This window comes from Streptomyces sp. VTCC 41912 (assembly GCF_045799175.1).
Classification (GTDB): domain Bacteria; phylum Actinomycetota; class Actinomycetes; order Streptomycetales; family Streptomycetaceae; genus Streptomyces; species Streptomyces albulus_C.
In genome coordinates, this window is sequence record NZ_JBJMAB010000073.1 from 1 (window position 1) to 14,339 (window position 14,339).

The 14,339-nt window shown below is 68.8% G+C and carries 12 protein-coding genes and 1 pseudogene; all 13 read left to right on the forward strand.

The window, feature by feature from the left end; all coding sequences use genetic code 11:
• Nucleotides 1-277: 277 nt before the first annotated feature.
• Nucleotides 278-536, forward strand: a pseudogene (locus ACJ6WD_RS40735) (GNAT family N-acetyltransferase); the annotation flags it as partial.
• A 147-nt stretch (nt 537-683) separates the two neighbouring features.
• Nucleotides 684-1,925: a cytochrome P450 gene (locus tag ACJ6WD_RS40740; protein WP_407617760.1), complete on the forward strand. Its 1,242-nt coding sequence runs from the start codon at nt 684-686 to the stop codon at nt 1,923-1,925.
• 240 nt (nt 1,926-2,165) lie between these two features.
• Nucleotides 2,166-2,849 carry a hypothetical protein gene (locus tag ACJ6WD_RS40745; protein WP_407617761.1) on the forward strand — a complete coding sequence of 228 codons (684 nt, stop codon included), beginning with the start codon at nt 2,166-2,168 and terminating at the stop codon, nt 2,847-2,849.
• Nucleotides 2,850-3,565: 716 nt separating this feature from the next.
• A complete protein-coding gene (locus ACJ6WD_RS40750) occupies nt 3,566-4,078 on the forward strand; it encodes a hypothetical protein (RefSeq protein ID WP_407617762.1) in 513 nt (170 codons plus the stop codon).
• 92 nt (nt 4,079-4,170) lie between these two features.
• Nucleotides 4,171-4,683, forward strand: a complete 513-nt coding sequence (locus tag ACJ6WD_RS40755) for a hypothetical protein (protein ID WP_331247352.1) — start codon at nt 4,171-4,173, stop codon at nt 4,681-4,683.
• Nucleotides 4,684-4,786: 103 nt separating this feature from the next.
• A complete protein-coding gene (locus tag ACJ6WD_RS40760) occupies nt 4,787-5,116 on the forward strand; it encodes a hypothetical protein (protein WP_376447217.1) in 330 nt (109 codons plus the stop codon).
• A 450-nt stretch (nt 5,117-5,566) separates the two neighbouring features.
• Entirely contained in the window at nt 5,567-6,499 is a 933-nt protein-coding gene (locus ACJ6WD_RS40765) for an NAD-dependent epimerase/dehydratase family protein (protein WP_407617763.1), read from the forward strand.
• A gap of 969 nt (nt 6,500-7,468) precedes the next feature.
• Nucleotides 7,469-7,750, forward strand: a complete 282-nt coding sequence (locus ACJ6WD_RS40770; protein WP_407617764.1) for a hypothetical protein — start codon at nt 7,469-7,471, stop codon at nt 7,748-7,750.
• Between the two features lie 172 nt (nt 7,751-7,922).
• On the forward strand, nt 7,923-8,888 hold the full coding sequence (locus ACJ6WD_RS40775; RefSeq protein ID WP_407617765.1) for a LysR family transcriptional regulator: 966 nt from the start codon (nt 7,923-7,925) through the stop codon (nt 8,886-8,888).
• Between the two features lie 108 nt (nt 8,889-8,996).
• A complete protein-coding gene (locus ACJ6WD_RS40780) occupies nt 8,997-10,043 on the forward strand; it encodes an amidohydrolase family protein (protein ID WP_407617766.1) in 1,047 nt (348 codons plus the stop codon).
• A 42-nt stretch (nt 10,044-10,085) separates the two neighbouring features.
• Entirely contained in the window at nt 10,086-11,594 is a 1,509-nt protein-coding gene (locus ACJ6WD_RS40785) for an aldehyde dehydrogenase family protein (protein ID WP_407617767.1), read from the forward strand.
• On the forward strand, nt 11,591-12,556 hold the full coding sequence (locus tag ACJ6WD_RS40790) for an amidohydrolase family protein (protein ID WP_407617768.1): 966 nt from the start codon (nt 11,591-11,593) through the stop codon (nt 12,554-12,556). Before ACJ6WD_RS40785 ends, ACJ6WD_RS40790 begins: the two co-directional genes overlap by 4 nt.
• Before the next feature lie 876 nt (nt 12,557-13,432).
• The gene (locus tag ACJ6WD_RS40795) at nt 13,433-13,822 is read left to right on the forward strand and encodes a hypothetical protein (protein WP_407617769.1); all 390 of its coding nucleotides are present in this window, start codon (nt 13,433-13,435) and stop codon (nt 13,820-13,822) included.
• Nucleotides 13,823-14,339 lie beyond the last annotated feature (517 nt).

A 14,339-nucleotide genomic window follows, 5' to 3' on the forward strand; every position in this document is an offset into this window, starting at 1 on the left:
CCTCGGCGCCCGAACCCTCGACGAACTCCTCACCACCGCCCGCCGCGGCCTGCGACACATCCAACGTCACCCGGCCCCGGTCACAGGATTCCTTGCCGCGACCCACCTGGACTGGAACCCACAACCGTCAACCTCATAAGCAAAGGTCAGTAGTGCAGTTCGATGTCGTCGTTGACGCTCATCGAGCCCGATTGCGGTCCCGTTTGGCCGCGGCCAAACGGGTCGGCCACACAGGGCCGGGCCCGGAGGCGTGAGTAGAGCGCGGCTCTGCAGGTGCGGCCTCGGAGCCCTGCTCTACCACGCCCTCTTCGAGGCCCTGGCCGGGGAGGACGTGCACCGTGCCTACGCGGCGGTCACCCAGCCCAACGAGGCGTCGATGCGCTAAGCACGAGCGCCTCGGCTTCGGCCCGGCGGGAATCCACCGCGAGGTCGGGCGCAAATGCGGTACCTATTGGGACGTCGCTTGGCTGGAGAAGCCCCTGCGCCGGACCCTGCAAAGCGTGGCAGAGACCACGACCGCTGCCTCGGCGGCTTGACGGCGACCGCACCGCCCAGTCGCTCACCGCGGCAGCCGTCCGTCCCGAACGCGCGGTGGACGGTTGTCGGATTCGCACAGCCGCACGCCGCCAGATCTGACAGGCACCCCACCGTCGAGCCTGTGCCCCCTCAGTGACCATGGGCAGGTGCGACTCGATCCCGCGGACCCCGCCTTCTCCCGTGACCCGTACCCGTACTACGCCGGAATCCGCGACCAGGGGCCGGCCGCTCGGGTCGAGTTGGCGAACGGCACGCATGCCTGGCTGGTCACCGCCTACGAGCACGTCCGCGCGGTGCTCGCCGACCCCCGCTTCTCGAACGTGCCGCCACAACGGGCCGGCCGGCCCAAACCCGACTCACCGGCCGAGCGCGCCCGCGCCTGCCTGGCACGGCACATGCTCAACACCGACGCCCCCGACCACACCCGGCTGCGCCGTCTGACAGCCACGGCCTTCGCACCTCCGCGCGTCAACGCGCTGCGACCGCGCATCGCACGGCTCGCGGACGGGCTCGTCGCGGAACTCGCCGGTCGGCTGGCTACCGGAGAGACCGCCGACCTGGTCGACGGCTTCGCCTTCCCGCTGCCGATCCTGGTGATCAGCGAGGTGTTGGGCATACCTGAGGCCGACCGCGACGACCTGCGGGAGTGGACCTACCGCGTCGGCTCGCCCGCGGACGCGCTGCCCCAGGGCGCGGTCGACGAGGCATGGGTCCGGTTGCACGCCTACCTCACCTCGCTGATCGCCGAGAAACGCCGGGCGCCGGGCGAGGACGTGTTCAGCACGTTGGTCCACGGCCCGTCCGAGGACGGCCTTGACGACGGCGAGCTGCTCGCCATGGCCTTCCTCCTGCTCTTCGCCGGCTACGAGACGACGATGAACCTCCTCGCCTCGGCCTCGCTGCGGCTGCTCACCCACCCCGGCGAACTGGCCGCGGCACGACAGAACCCCCACACCCACTGCGCCGCGGTGGTGGAGGAGTCGCTGCGGTACGACAGCCCGCTCGAAGGGGCGACCTGGCGGTGCGCGACCGAGAGCGTGAACCTCGGCGCGGGGGTGGTGGTGCCGGCCGGGGACCCGGTCCTGGTCGTCCTGGCGGCGGCGAACCGCGACCCGGCGCGCTTCCCGGCCCCCGACGAGTTCCGGCCGACGCGCTATCTCCCCGCCGCCGACGGCCGGCGCGCCGCGTCGCATGTGGCCTTCGGGCACGGACCGCACTTCTGCGTCGGCTCGCGACTGGCCCGGCTGGAGGCGACGATCTCGCTCCCATTGCTCTTCGGCGCGCTCCCCGGCCTGCGTCTCGCCGTTGACCCGGCGGAGGTGCCCTACCGCCCGGGGCTGCTCGTTCGCGGACCCCGCCGCCTCCCGGTCACCACACAAGCATCGTGACCGAGCCCGCCGCACTGAGCAGAGAACCGCCCGACCGTGAACTCGGAACGGCGGCAGAGGCTGTGGGCTGAATGGCTGAGCCAGCTGCTGTCGATGAGGCCCAAGCGATTGGCGTGATAGCCGGGACTTTGGTCCCGGACTCGCGAACTCGCCTGGCCGGGCCCGCTACAGGCGAGGCCGCAGAGATGGCGGGGCGGGTGCCGCCTGCTGCCGCGCCCCACGCCGGTGCACCGTGCGCTGGTGGCGGTGAAACCGGCCTTGCCGCAGCCGTGGGCCGCACTGCTCACCGTGTTCGACCTGCCCGCCATGACGTTGACGAACCACACGGACGCCGCCGGCCGCGCCCTGCTTCAGACATTCCAAGCCCTCGGTGTGCTGGTCATCGACGACGTGCAACGCATCGCCGCGCCCGAACTGGACCACCCGCGCCTGCTCGTCGACGCGGCCACCACCCACACCTCCTTCATCCTGTGCGGCGCGGGCGCCGAGCGCACCCTCGCGCCCTGCTCCCGCGCTGGACTCGGCCGGCGCCGCGGCGTGGTCGGCCGGGGTTGCTTCGTTGCTGGCGGGGTGTCGCCGATTGGCGACAGAGCCGCTCGGCCTGTGGTCGTCGGGCTGCAGCGGTCTGGGGGTTCGCCGTCCCGCTCCGGCGGGCGTGGCCGCGCCGTGTCGGGGCTGCGCGGCCGCTGCCCGTGTCGGGGCCGCGCTCGTTCCGTGCTGTTGGTCCGGTCGCTGCTCGTCGCACAGTGTCTCGTCGACTGTCCGTTCCACCGCTGGTGTTGGTCGCGGAGCGGCCAGGCGGGGTCTGCTCTCCGTGCTGCGGTTGCCGGAGGCCGGGCGCCGTTCGCTGCGCCCGGGGCCCGCGCCAGGGCCCGCGGGTTGCCCGCGCGGCCGTGCCGCGTCCGCCTGCTGCGCCCGGGCTGAGCTCTGGCGCCCGGGTCCCTCGCGGGCCGCCGCCGTGCCGGTCGGGTCCGCTGGTTCGGCGCTCCCACGTCCGTCCGTCACTGCCGGCCGCGATCGTTGCCGGTGTCCGGGCCGAGTTCGTCGACACCGCGCCGCGGCGGTCCGGGGGTTGGCCGCCTCGCTTCCTGGCCACCGTCGCCGTGCGTCCTGCGGCCGGCTCGGCCCCTCGCCGCGGTCCCTCGCGGGCCGCGGCAGGCCGAGGAGACCGAGCGCGAGCGCGTCCGTCAGCAGCATGAGCCATCGGCTGAGATTGCCCCGCCGTCACCAAGACCATGTTGGTGGCGCCGGGGAAACAGGAGTTCCTGAACTACGAGTGCTCGGTGGATCGGGTGGCGATCCGGCTGAAGGTGGGCAGGCCGAGGTGTCGGGACCGTTCCTCAGCGAAGTCGCCGAGGTGCTGTTCCACCCTCGCGGTCCGGCCAATGTGCCCTCTCAAAAGGGCCGTTAGGTGCCACTTGGCCCTGGGCGAATGGGCCATGACCGTAGGTCAGTTTCAGGACTCAGTACCCGAGAGCTCGCTCAAAGGTTGAACTAATTTCAGGTCAGGTTCGCACGGCGATGACCACGCCGCGGACCTCGAAAGAACCGAGGGGAACGAAGCTCGGCTGCCTTGAGTTTCCACGCCTTCCGACAGTCCCGTATGCCCTCTTCCCCCCGCCTGCAAGGAGAAAGCGTACGTGAACAAGAACCACATCCGCATAGCCGCCGCCACCGCCGTGACCGCCGTTGCCCTGGGCATCGCCACACGGGCTGCCAGTGCCGTCGAGGCCCACCGCGAGGCAGAGGGCGCCTCACAGACCACCGAACCGCTGCGCCCGACCGCTGAAGACGTGCGTGACCTGGTCTCCCGCATGCAGGCTGACGGTGCGGATGCGAACCAGATCCAGGAATTCGATCAATACGCTAACCAGCTCGAGAGCCCGAAAGCCGGCGAGCGTATCCTTGGCTCGGGCACGGTCATTCGGAAGCTGATCGTCGCCGGGTTGCGGCACGGGGGTGTCTGGGCTGGAAAGATCGTCGGCAAAGTCAGCAAGAAGGCCGGTGATTACCTCGCCCGCAATGGTGGAAAGATCGCCGACGCGATCGAGGATGTCGAAGGTTGGAGCGTGGTAGCGCTCGCTGTGGCCATGGTGCGCGCTGGTGTGCCTACTGACATTGCCACCGATCTTTTGCCAGGGCCATCATGCTGATCGCTGTGTGATCAGAGGAACTCTCCGGCGGCACTCCGTTTTTGGGGCCGGGGCACCGCCCGCAGATGTTTTGGCATCGAAAGGAGTGCACAGTGGACGACAGTCACCAGCCCGACGATGAAGTCACCTGGTCGTCCCTCTCCCGTTGGGAGAAGTTCCTGACCGTTTTCGGCATGACAGGTCTGGTCCTTGGCATCATCACCGCCGTCCTCGCCGCTCTGCTGCTTGGTCTCCTTGCTGTCGCCGCCGTGTCGCTCCACCTGGTGGAAGCCGACGGGATCGGGACCCTGTTCTGGGGCGTCGCACTGCTCCTGCCGTGCAGTGCCCTTGCAGCGGTGTTCACCTACCCGCTGCTCTTCGGTATTCGGCTCACCAGCTTCGCATCACGAACTAAAGAGGCGACGGAGGCCGCGCTCTCTGTGGCTACGACATTCCTCGCCGTCTTGTTCACCGAGTACTTCACCCCCGGCTTGCGGGTACAACATCCTTGGCTCCCGGCGTTGTTGGGTGCGTTGCTTTTCGCCCTGGTGAACCTGGTGGTCAGGGAGATGGGGAATCGCACATCAAAAGGAGCTCGCGGCAGGCTCTCGCGCTCTCGGTTCTGACCGGGCAGCAGGCTCGAACCAGGGTCACGGTTGATTCGCAGGTGGTGCATCGAGAGGGCTTGCACATCCGTTACCCGAAAGCTATGAGCGGCAAGGAGATGTGATGTTCTTTTCCGGTAGGGCGCACAAGGAATCGGTGGTCGTCGTACGTGACAGCCAGGAGGTCCTGATATGCCTGTGCCAGGCGTTGGAGTCCGCTGGCCCTTTGGAGTACTCAGGTCTGGAGCGTGCGGTGGATATCGCAGAGGCCACTGCTGCTCTCGCGGACGAGCAGGTGCGCCGGGGCTGGGTACGCGGCGTCCTCAAGGCTGCGGGGGCCGATGCTGAGCAGGACTTGGGGGGTGCGGTGAAGTCGCTGCGTCAGGCTGTTCCCAGCCTGACACTCATGGCCGCCTACCAACTCGTCAAGGAAGTCGCGCACCACACGGCGTAGCAGGAAGCGATACCACGAGAAACACCGAGAATTCGCCGTCACAGTCAGGCCCGCCGCCGTGGGCGTCTGCTTGTGCCACACCGTCGGCGGGGACGGTGCACGCACCGACATGCCGAGGCTGGCCGATCCGTCGCGACTGAGTTGGCACGAGTTGATCGGCGAGCACCTGCTGTGACCCTCCCCCTCCGGCCCGTCCCGGCTCCGGCGGCGGCCTGTTCTGCCGGGTCCGCGTGGTCTGTCGTGCTGGTGTGGTTGCTGTTCTGGACGTCTGTGGTCGCGCTGCGCGCGCAACGAGGGACACACCTCGGTTCCGACGTCGGATGATCCTTCTGGCGGGAGCTGTGCTGATCGTCCTGGGGATGGGATGCGAACCGCAAACGCGAGCCGAGTCCGCCTCCCTGTTCAGCTGTTCCACCTCGGGAGATCGGTTCGCGCCGTACAGTCGGACGCGTGCACTTGGCGAGGAGAAGAGCCCCCGTTGGGTTGGTTGCGGTTACCGGAAGTTCGGGCCGGGTCGGAGCGGCCCTGGCTGAGGCACTCGACGTAGCCGGCTGGGTGGTCCGCGGCGTGGACCGGATTCCCGGCCGCTGGACGAGCATCGTCGGTGACCTGCGAGACCGGCCGGTGCGACTGGCGGCATTGCGGTCGGCCGATGTGTTGGTCCACGCGGCCGCGCTGCACGCCCCACATGTCGGTCGCCTGGCCGATGAAGAGTTCCGAGCTGTGAACGTAGGTGCGACCGCGAGCCTGCTCGACGACGCCGCCCGCCTCGGCGCCCGACGGGTTCTCTACATCAGCAGTACGAGTGTGTACGGACACGCCCTGGTGCCCACCGACCGTGCGGTCTGGGTGGACGAGCAGCTCACGCCGCTTCCCCGGGACATCTACGACGAGACCAAACTGGCCGCAGAGGAGTTGGTCGCCGCCTGCGCCGTTTCTTCGGTCACGCTGCGCATATCGCGATGCTTTCCGGAGCCCCTGCCTGTACGGGCCCGCCACCTGCTGCACCGGGCAGTCGACGTTGCCGATGTAGCAGCGGCGGGGGCCCTGGCCGTGGCACACCCCACCGTTTCCGGCAGGTTCAACATCTCCGGGCCGCACCCGTTTCACCGCGAGGACTGCCTTGCACTGTTCCGCGACGCGGGCGCGGTGCTCGCCGGACGGGTCCCGGACGTCGTGCAGGCATTCCGCGACCAGGGGTGGCCAGTGCCCGATCGCCTGGACCGGGTCTACGACTCGACTGCCGCCACAAACGCGTTCGGTTACCGACCTGTTCGCGGAGTTCGGCAACTACTGTGCGATGCCGCGGCCGGGCCGGGTCTGAGTGATCAGACGACTCAGCCCGGCTCGCCCTCGACGACTTCCGCGGAACCAACGTGGTGAGGCACAACTCTTGGCCGTTTCGTAGCTGCTAGGAACGGTGAAAAGATCTTGATCTGTCTCGTGTGATCACGGCGTTGGAGCCTTCCTGGATAGCCTCGTTCGGCGGGCTGAGCCCACGCTTTTCTACAACGGCCCTGTGCTTGGTGCGACAAACCGGGCCGGTGCCGTTCGTTGAGTTCGGTGGGCTGAGGGTGCCGAGTTCGCGGTGGTGGGCGAGTCGGTCGTCTGGGCCGGCGTGTGGCTGCGCTGGGCCGGGTGAGGCGCTGCTGCTGGCTGCCTCGGCCGCGATCGGCTTCTTGGTGCGGTGTGTGGGCACCTGCCTGGCGTTGACCGGTCTCTTGAGCTCGCCCTGGACAGCTGGTGCCGGTGACGTCCTGGGATCCGGCCGCCACCTGCCGCGAGTTGACCGCCGGCCCAGGCTCCGGCGGTGTGGCTGTGGCGTCCTGGCTCCTGGCCGTGCCGCCGCTTGCGCCCCCACACCGCCCGGGCCTCGGTGAGGCTCCGCTGGAGCCGGCCGCCCACCCGCGTGAGGACGATGCGCTGCTCCTGACTGCACACCTGCTCAACCGGCCCGCCCCTGCACAACGTCGAAATCCGCGCGCACGTCCGCATCGTGCTCCTTGCCACCGCGGCCCTACCGGCGGGCGACCGTCCGGTTGAGGCGGAGCAGCTGCGCCGGGACCTCTGTGCTCGGTGAGGAGAACCTGGTGGAACCGGCTGTCGTGGCTGGTCCGCTCGGGCCGGCCGTCGCCCGGGACGTGGGTGCCGACGGGGGTGTGTGACGCTCAAAGGGGGGCCAGGGACGACTACCAGCAGCGGCACGCGGTCGAGTGCGGGATCAATCGACTCAAGCGCCACCGTGCGGTCGCGACGAGGTACGACAAACTCGCCGTCCGCTGTCACGCGACGGTGCTGGTCGCCGCAGTAAACGAGTGGCTGTGAGACATCCGCCGCTGCGACCATGCGGCGGTGGACGCAGATTTCCCCGACGGATGGACGATCGGGCGGGTCCGTTCCGTGTCGGGCGACGCTGAAGCGGTCCTGCTCTCGCTTGAACGACTCGTCGTGGTCGAACAGTACGGCGCGGCCGACTATGACGTCCTCCAACCTGACGTCATCCTGGCCTTCCATGACCTGCGCCTTGCACGTGCCGACGACGACTGGTTCATGGGACAGCTGGACGCCGACGGCTCAGTCGTCTGCTGGGCTTCCTACGGCCCTGACCTGGCCGAAGCCATCCGTGGGTTGTGAGCTGTCAGTCAGCGAGCTCGATCATTTTCACAACAAGTCCTCGCGCTGGATCCGAATCCGGTGGGAGTGTTTGAACTGCGGATGCCTGTCACGTTTTAGTGATCACCGACGACAACCAACAGGACGCCGCCGGGTCGGCCGTTCTTTGACAAGCCATCGGTTGGAGGCACAGGTGACCGAGAACGCAGTGGGTGCGGCGCGTGGCCGGGACGAGGACGGCCCGGAACACGACGCGCTGTTGTCATTGGGGCCGGAGTCCACTCAACTCCAGGCGTTGCACGCCCTGTTGGTCGAACGGAGCGTCACCGGCGCTGCCGCGCGGCTCGGGCGCAGTCAGCCGACGCTGTCGAGTGCGTTGGCGCGGTTGCGACGCCACTTCGGGGACGAGTTGCTCACCCGCAGCGGCAACCACTACCGGCTGACCCGCTTCGCCGAACAGCTGCGCCCGCTGACCGGCACCGCGGTGGCTGCGGTCGACCGGGTGTTCGCCGCGCAGGCGGAGTTCGCCCCGGCGACCAGCCGCCGCACGTTCAGTGTGGTCTCCTCTGACCATGGTGTCGGCACGGTCGGCGCGCGGCTGGTGGCACGGGTGGCGGCCGAGGCGCCGCAGGTGTGTGTGCGGTTCGTGCCGGTCACGGCGCGGGCGCTCGGCGACGACGAGGAGTACCTGCGGACGGTGGACGGTGTGTTCATGCCGCACGGCTATCTGAACCTGCCGCGCTCGATCGATCTGCACACCGATCGGTGGGTGTGCGTGGCCGCCGCGGAGAACACGGCGGTGGGCGACCGGCTCACCATGGACGACCTGCGCACGCTGCCGTGGGTCGCGACGTTCGCGGACCGGCTGGGGCGGGCCGCGGCATGGCGGCAGATGGAACTGCTCGGGGTCATACCACGGGTGATCGCGGTGGCGGAGTCCTTCCTGGTGGTGCCGGAGCTCGTCCGGGCGTCCGGTGCCGTGGCGCTGCTTCAGGAGAAGGTTGCGGCGCTGGTCGCCGCGGGACCTGAGTTCCGGGTGCTCGACTGCCCCTTCGACGCGGTCCCGCTGATCGAGGCGTTCTGGTGGCATCCGGTGTACGACGACGACCCCGGCCACAGCTGGCTGCGTCAGTGCCTGCACGACATCGCGGGGGCCTGACGCGCAGCACATCGACGTCGTCTATACCGGGTATGGCAAAGATTGGCTTCCTTTTGGACGTTGGCGGCAGCAGGCTGAAGTTGCCGCCGAACGTTACGGAGGAAACCGATGCAGGCCACTGTCGATGTCCACGCGCATCTGTGGGCAGCCGCGGTCGAGGCCCTCGTCGCGGGCAGGCCGGGGCACGCCGAGCACGTGGAGCTGGCGGACCGGCGCCTCGGCGCCGCATCCGTCGCCGTGGGCGCGGTGCAACTGCGCGACCAGTCGGCGCTCCTGGTCGACGTCGAGTCCCGGCTCGGCGCGATGGACGCCATGGGGGTCGGCGCCCAGGTCGTCTCGGTCACGCCGACCCAGTTCCACCACTGGGTCCCCGACCCCGCACTCGCCGCCGAGGTCGCCCGGGCGACCAACGAGGCCGTGGCCGGACACTGCGCGCTCCGCCCGGACCGGCTCACCGGCCTCGGCGTCGTGCCACAGCAGTTCGCGGAGCTTGCCCCAGCTGCGCTGGAGGACGCGGTGCTCCGGCAGGGCTTGCGCGGTGTCGCACTGTCCTCGCACGCGCCGAGTCCGGCCGGCCGCGCACCGCTGGAGCTCTCCGACCGCCGCTACGACGCGTTGTGGCAGCGGGCCGTCGAGCTGGAGGCGGTGGTCTTCCTACACCCCTGGGGATGTACGCTCGACGATCGACTGGCGCGCTGGTACCTGGCCAACAGCGTCGGCCAGCCGGTCGAACACGCGGTCGCGCTCTCCCACATCATCGTGGGCGGCGTACTCGACCGGTTCCCCGGGCTCCGGATACTCGCCGCCCACGGCGGTGGCTACCTGCCCGGCATGCTGGGCAGGGCCGACCATGCCTGGACCAACCGCCCGGAAGCGCGCACCACCGCGTGCCGGCCCAGCAGCTACCTGCCGCGACTGTTCTTCGACTCTCTGGTCTACGAGCCGGAGGCATTGGTACGGCTGATCGAGGCGGCAGGCCCGGATCACGTACTGCTCGGCTCCGACCACCCCTTCGACATGGGCGTCCCCGATCCGGTCGCGCGGCTGCACGCCGCCGGGCTCGACAGCGCCACCATCGCAGCCGTCGCCAGCGAGAACGCCGTACGACTCAATCTGGCGCCCACCCCGGCGCGACCCACACCGGTCGACCGCTGACCGGGGCGACACCACCATCCGTTCATCCGCCGAGGAAGAACCATGAACGCATCCACGGATTGCGAGACCCTGCGGTACCGCTGGTCCTCCCACGACCAGGCCGACCGCTTCACCGTCGAAAACCCCGCCACCGCAACGCCCATCGCCATCATTCAGGGCGCGGGGCAGAAGGAGGTGGACGCAGCGGTGCACGCCGCATACGCAGGCCACCTCGCGTGGAAGGCACGACCCCCGCACGAGCGCGCGAAGTACCTGCACGCCATCGCCGCCGCCGTAAGGAAGAACGCCGACGAGATCGCCCGACTGGAGTCGAGCGACAACGGCAAGCCCTTCACCCAGGCACGCCGGTTCGACCTCGAGGCCACGATCGCGATCTTCGAACTCTTCGCGGGGCTCACCACGGCACTGCCCAGCGCGGTGCACGACAGCGGAGCGATCCTCGACATCACGACGCTGGAGCCCTACGGGGTCGTCGGGGCGATCGTGCCGTTCAACTGGCCGCCCCTGCACACGGCGGGCAAACTCGCCCCGGCGCTCGCGGTCGGGAACGCGGTCGTGCTCAAGCCGCCGGAGCAGGCGCCGCTGTCGGTGCTGAAGGTGGTCGAGATCGCGCGATCGGTCCTGCCCGACGACGTCGTGCACGCCGTCCCGGGCGGCGGCCCGGTGGGCGCGGCACTCGTCGCCCATCCGCTGGTCAGGAAGATCTCCTTCACCGGCGCTCCGGCCACCGGTACCGCCGTGTTGCGGACGGCCGCCGACAACCTCACCCCCGCCCTGCTCGAACTGGGAGGAAAGAACCCGCTGATCGTCTTCGACGACGCCGACCTCGACTCGACCATCCCCTGGATCGTCGAAGGCGGCTGGTTCAACCAGGGTGAGGCGTGCACAGCGGCATCCCGAGTACTGGTCCAGTCAAGCGTCTACGAGCAGGTCGCCCGACGACTCGGGGCTGCGGTCCGGCGACTGAACGTCGGTGACGGCGCGAACCCGGGAACGCACGTCGGCCCGTTGGTCACCCGGCAGCAGCAACGGCGCGTGCTCGACTACCTCGACGTCGGCGTGGCCGAAGGCGCCACGATCGCCGCGCAGGCACCCCTCCCGGACGACCCCCGGCTGGCGGACGGCCACTACGTGCGCCCGACGCTCTTCACCGGCGTGTGCCCGGACATGCGGATCGCGAAGGAGGAGATCTTCGGCCCGGTGGTCGCCCTGATCCCGTTCGACGACGAGGCCGAGGCGGTCCGGATCGCCAACGAAACCGAGTTCGGCCTCGTTGCGGGCGTGTTCACCACCGACGCAGAGCGTTCGATGCGGGTCAGCCGAGCCATCGAGTGCGGAATGGTCTTCGTCAACCACTACAACCGCGCGTTCGTCGGCGCCCCCTTCGGCGGCATCGGCGCCAGCGGCTTCGGCCGTGAGCACGCCCGCGAGACGCTGCACGAATTCGGCTACAGCAAGACCCTGCGCATCCCGACGGGCGCCGGCCCCATTCCCCGCTGGGCACCGTCGCTGGAAGTCAGCGATATCAAAGAGGAAGCGAGCGGAAAGTGAGAGCCACCACGACCACGGTCGACGGCTGGGTCGACGTGCACGGCCACTTCACACCTCCCATCACCGAGCGGGAGCGGATCGCGCGCTGGGAAGCCATGCGCGAGCAGCGCTTCATGGCTCCGCAACCGCACTACTGGAGCCCCGAGTCCACGCTGGACTACCTGGACCGCACGGGCATCGCGATGCAGATGCTCAGCAACATCCCCGCACAGCACACGGAGTTGCGGAACTCCAACGACTACGGGGCGAAGGTCGTCGCCGAACACCCGAGCAGGTTCGGACTGCTCGCCGCCGTACCCACCGACAACCCCGAGGTGGCCCTCGCCGAGATCGAACGAGCTGACACGGAGCTGAACGCCGACGGGTACGCCGTAAGCACCGCCTACAACGGCGTCTCCCTCGCAGACGAGCGCCTGGAACCGGTGTGGGCCGACCTCGACCGCCGCCGAGCGGTCGTCTTCGCCCACCCGAACGCCTACCTGCCCCCGGTGCTGGCACACCCCGTCCCATTGATCGAGGTGGCCTTCGAGACCGCGCGCTGCGTGGTCGGCATGCTGTACGCGGGTGTCTTCCGGCGATACCCGCACTTGACGCTGATCCTCGCCCACGCGGGCGGCGCACTGCCCGCACTGTCCGGGCGGCTGCAACTGCTCGGCACCGAAGCCTGGGTGCCCAACCCGCAGCGGATCACCCGCGACGAGATCCGGCAGCACCTGGGCCGGCTCTATCTCGACACCGCAGCCTCCGGCATGGACGCCAGCCTCGCCCCGGCGCTCACCATGGTCCCGCGCCACCACCTCGTGTACGGCGCCGACTGTGGAGTGCCCTGCAGTACGGACGCCACGATGGCTGCCAACATCGAGGCATTGCGGCACTCGGAGGTACTGGCCGGCGACGAGGCCGACCAACTCGGACACCGAGCCCTGGAGCTCTTTCCGGCGGCGGCACGGCGTCGCGGCTAACCAGGTTGCTGGCGGTGGTCTACCCCCGCATGGCCCCGTTCTGGCAGGTCGCAAGCGCGGCGGCGACCTTCACCAGCGCCGCCGCGACAGTGGCGACCAACATCGCCTCCCGCGTATGCCGGCGAGGCAACCGGCGGTAGTGGCCGGGGTGTCGAATGCCTCGCCGGGAATTTCGCAGGCCAGGCACCCAACCCCATCCACCTACAAGCCGATTGGGATCAAAATCGACCACACATATCAAATTCTTCGGACGGTCGTTTCTCCGGGAACCGAGTGCAGCGAAAGAGGCGAGAATCCAGAGAGTTCTCGATGCCGTTGGTAAAGGGTTCCGGGAGAACGCGGCACTGCGAAATGAGCGCGGCCGTGGCAGCGTCGCCGCGGTGGCCGTCGATCTCTCGCCGACTTCGTCATCATCACCGGCGAACGGCAAGGTTCCAGGGCCCCAACACGCGTGCCGTGCACGCGTACGGCGTGTGCGACGGCCGCTGCCGGCATCCTGCCGCCTCGGAACACGGCTGAGCCGGACCGCCCCAGCCATCATCCCGACAAGGGGTCTGTACGCCCGTCTCCCGTTCTCCCGTCTCGCTCTGGTCTCTCAGGGCGAGACGGGCCCCCTTCGGGTGACGGCCGCACAGCGCCTGTGGGGCCGTTGGGTGTTGAGGGGGCCGAGTCGGGGGCGGCCGTGGCTCGGGAGCCGTGGGCTGCTCGGAAGGCTGCCAAGCGGCTAACGCGTCCCGCGCGTTCCGCGTGCTGTGTATGCGTCATCATCGAGAGAATCGATGAACCTCCGGCGCCCTACACGCGCGCCTTAGGCGCGCGTGAGTCTCCCGTACGTCTCCGCAGGCACCCCTGGAACCACACCATCAGGAGGAACCAGTGTCATACCCGCAAGGGCTCACTCCCGAGGAGAAGCTCGTCGACGCGAAGAAGCTGTTGAGCCTCCCGCGTATCGTCGTGATCTGCGGCTCCACCCGCTTCATGACCGAGATGAACGAGGCCGATCTGCGGGAGACCAAAGCCGGAAAGATTGTCGTCAAACCGGGCTGTGACATGAAGTCGCCGCACGAACTTTGGCCCGATCCTGTCGAGGCCGAGGCGCTGAAGGTTCGACTCGACGACCTGCACCGGGCGAAGATCCGGCTCGCTGATGAGGTGCTCGTAGTCGGCGACTACATCGGAGACAGCACCCGAGCCGAAATTGCCTACGGCCGGTCGCTGGGCAAGCCCGTGCGGTTCACGCACTCCGGAGTCGACCCTGACGCCTGACCGCCCGCTGTCACCTCGACGCGACGACTAGGGCCGGCAGCTCGCCACTGACCGTCGCGCGGTGGCTTTGGCCGCCGCCCGCCCGAACCAGCAGTGAGCCGATGTGAATTGACCGGAAATCTCCACCGTCTTTCCGAGGTCCTTCGGGGCGTGATCGGCGGCAAATTGCAGCGGCCCTACGGAGCGCGCCGACACTGTAGCGCACCCGGTTTTGAGTAGTGTCATGTCCGGCTGTTCGAGCGGGAATTGCAGCCGGCCTGAGGAGGAATACAGGGCAATACGGGTGACCTTTGCTCAGGTTCCGAGCCCGGGGGTCCCAAGTCAGACGCAGGAACCCCACCCCGCAGCCAGCCTCACACCCAGCACCACGGACGGCCCGCCACACGCCACACAAGGCGAGCTGCGGCGAAGGTAGTGCGGAATTCCGGAGGAATTCCCCAGCTATTCCGAAGGAATAGCAAGACCCGAAGGGTCTTATCAATTCCCCGGAGGGGAATCGCATTTGACGCCCCGTAGG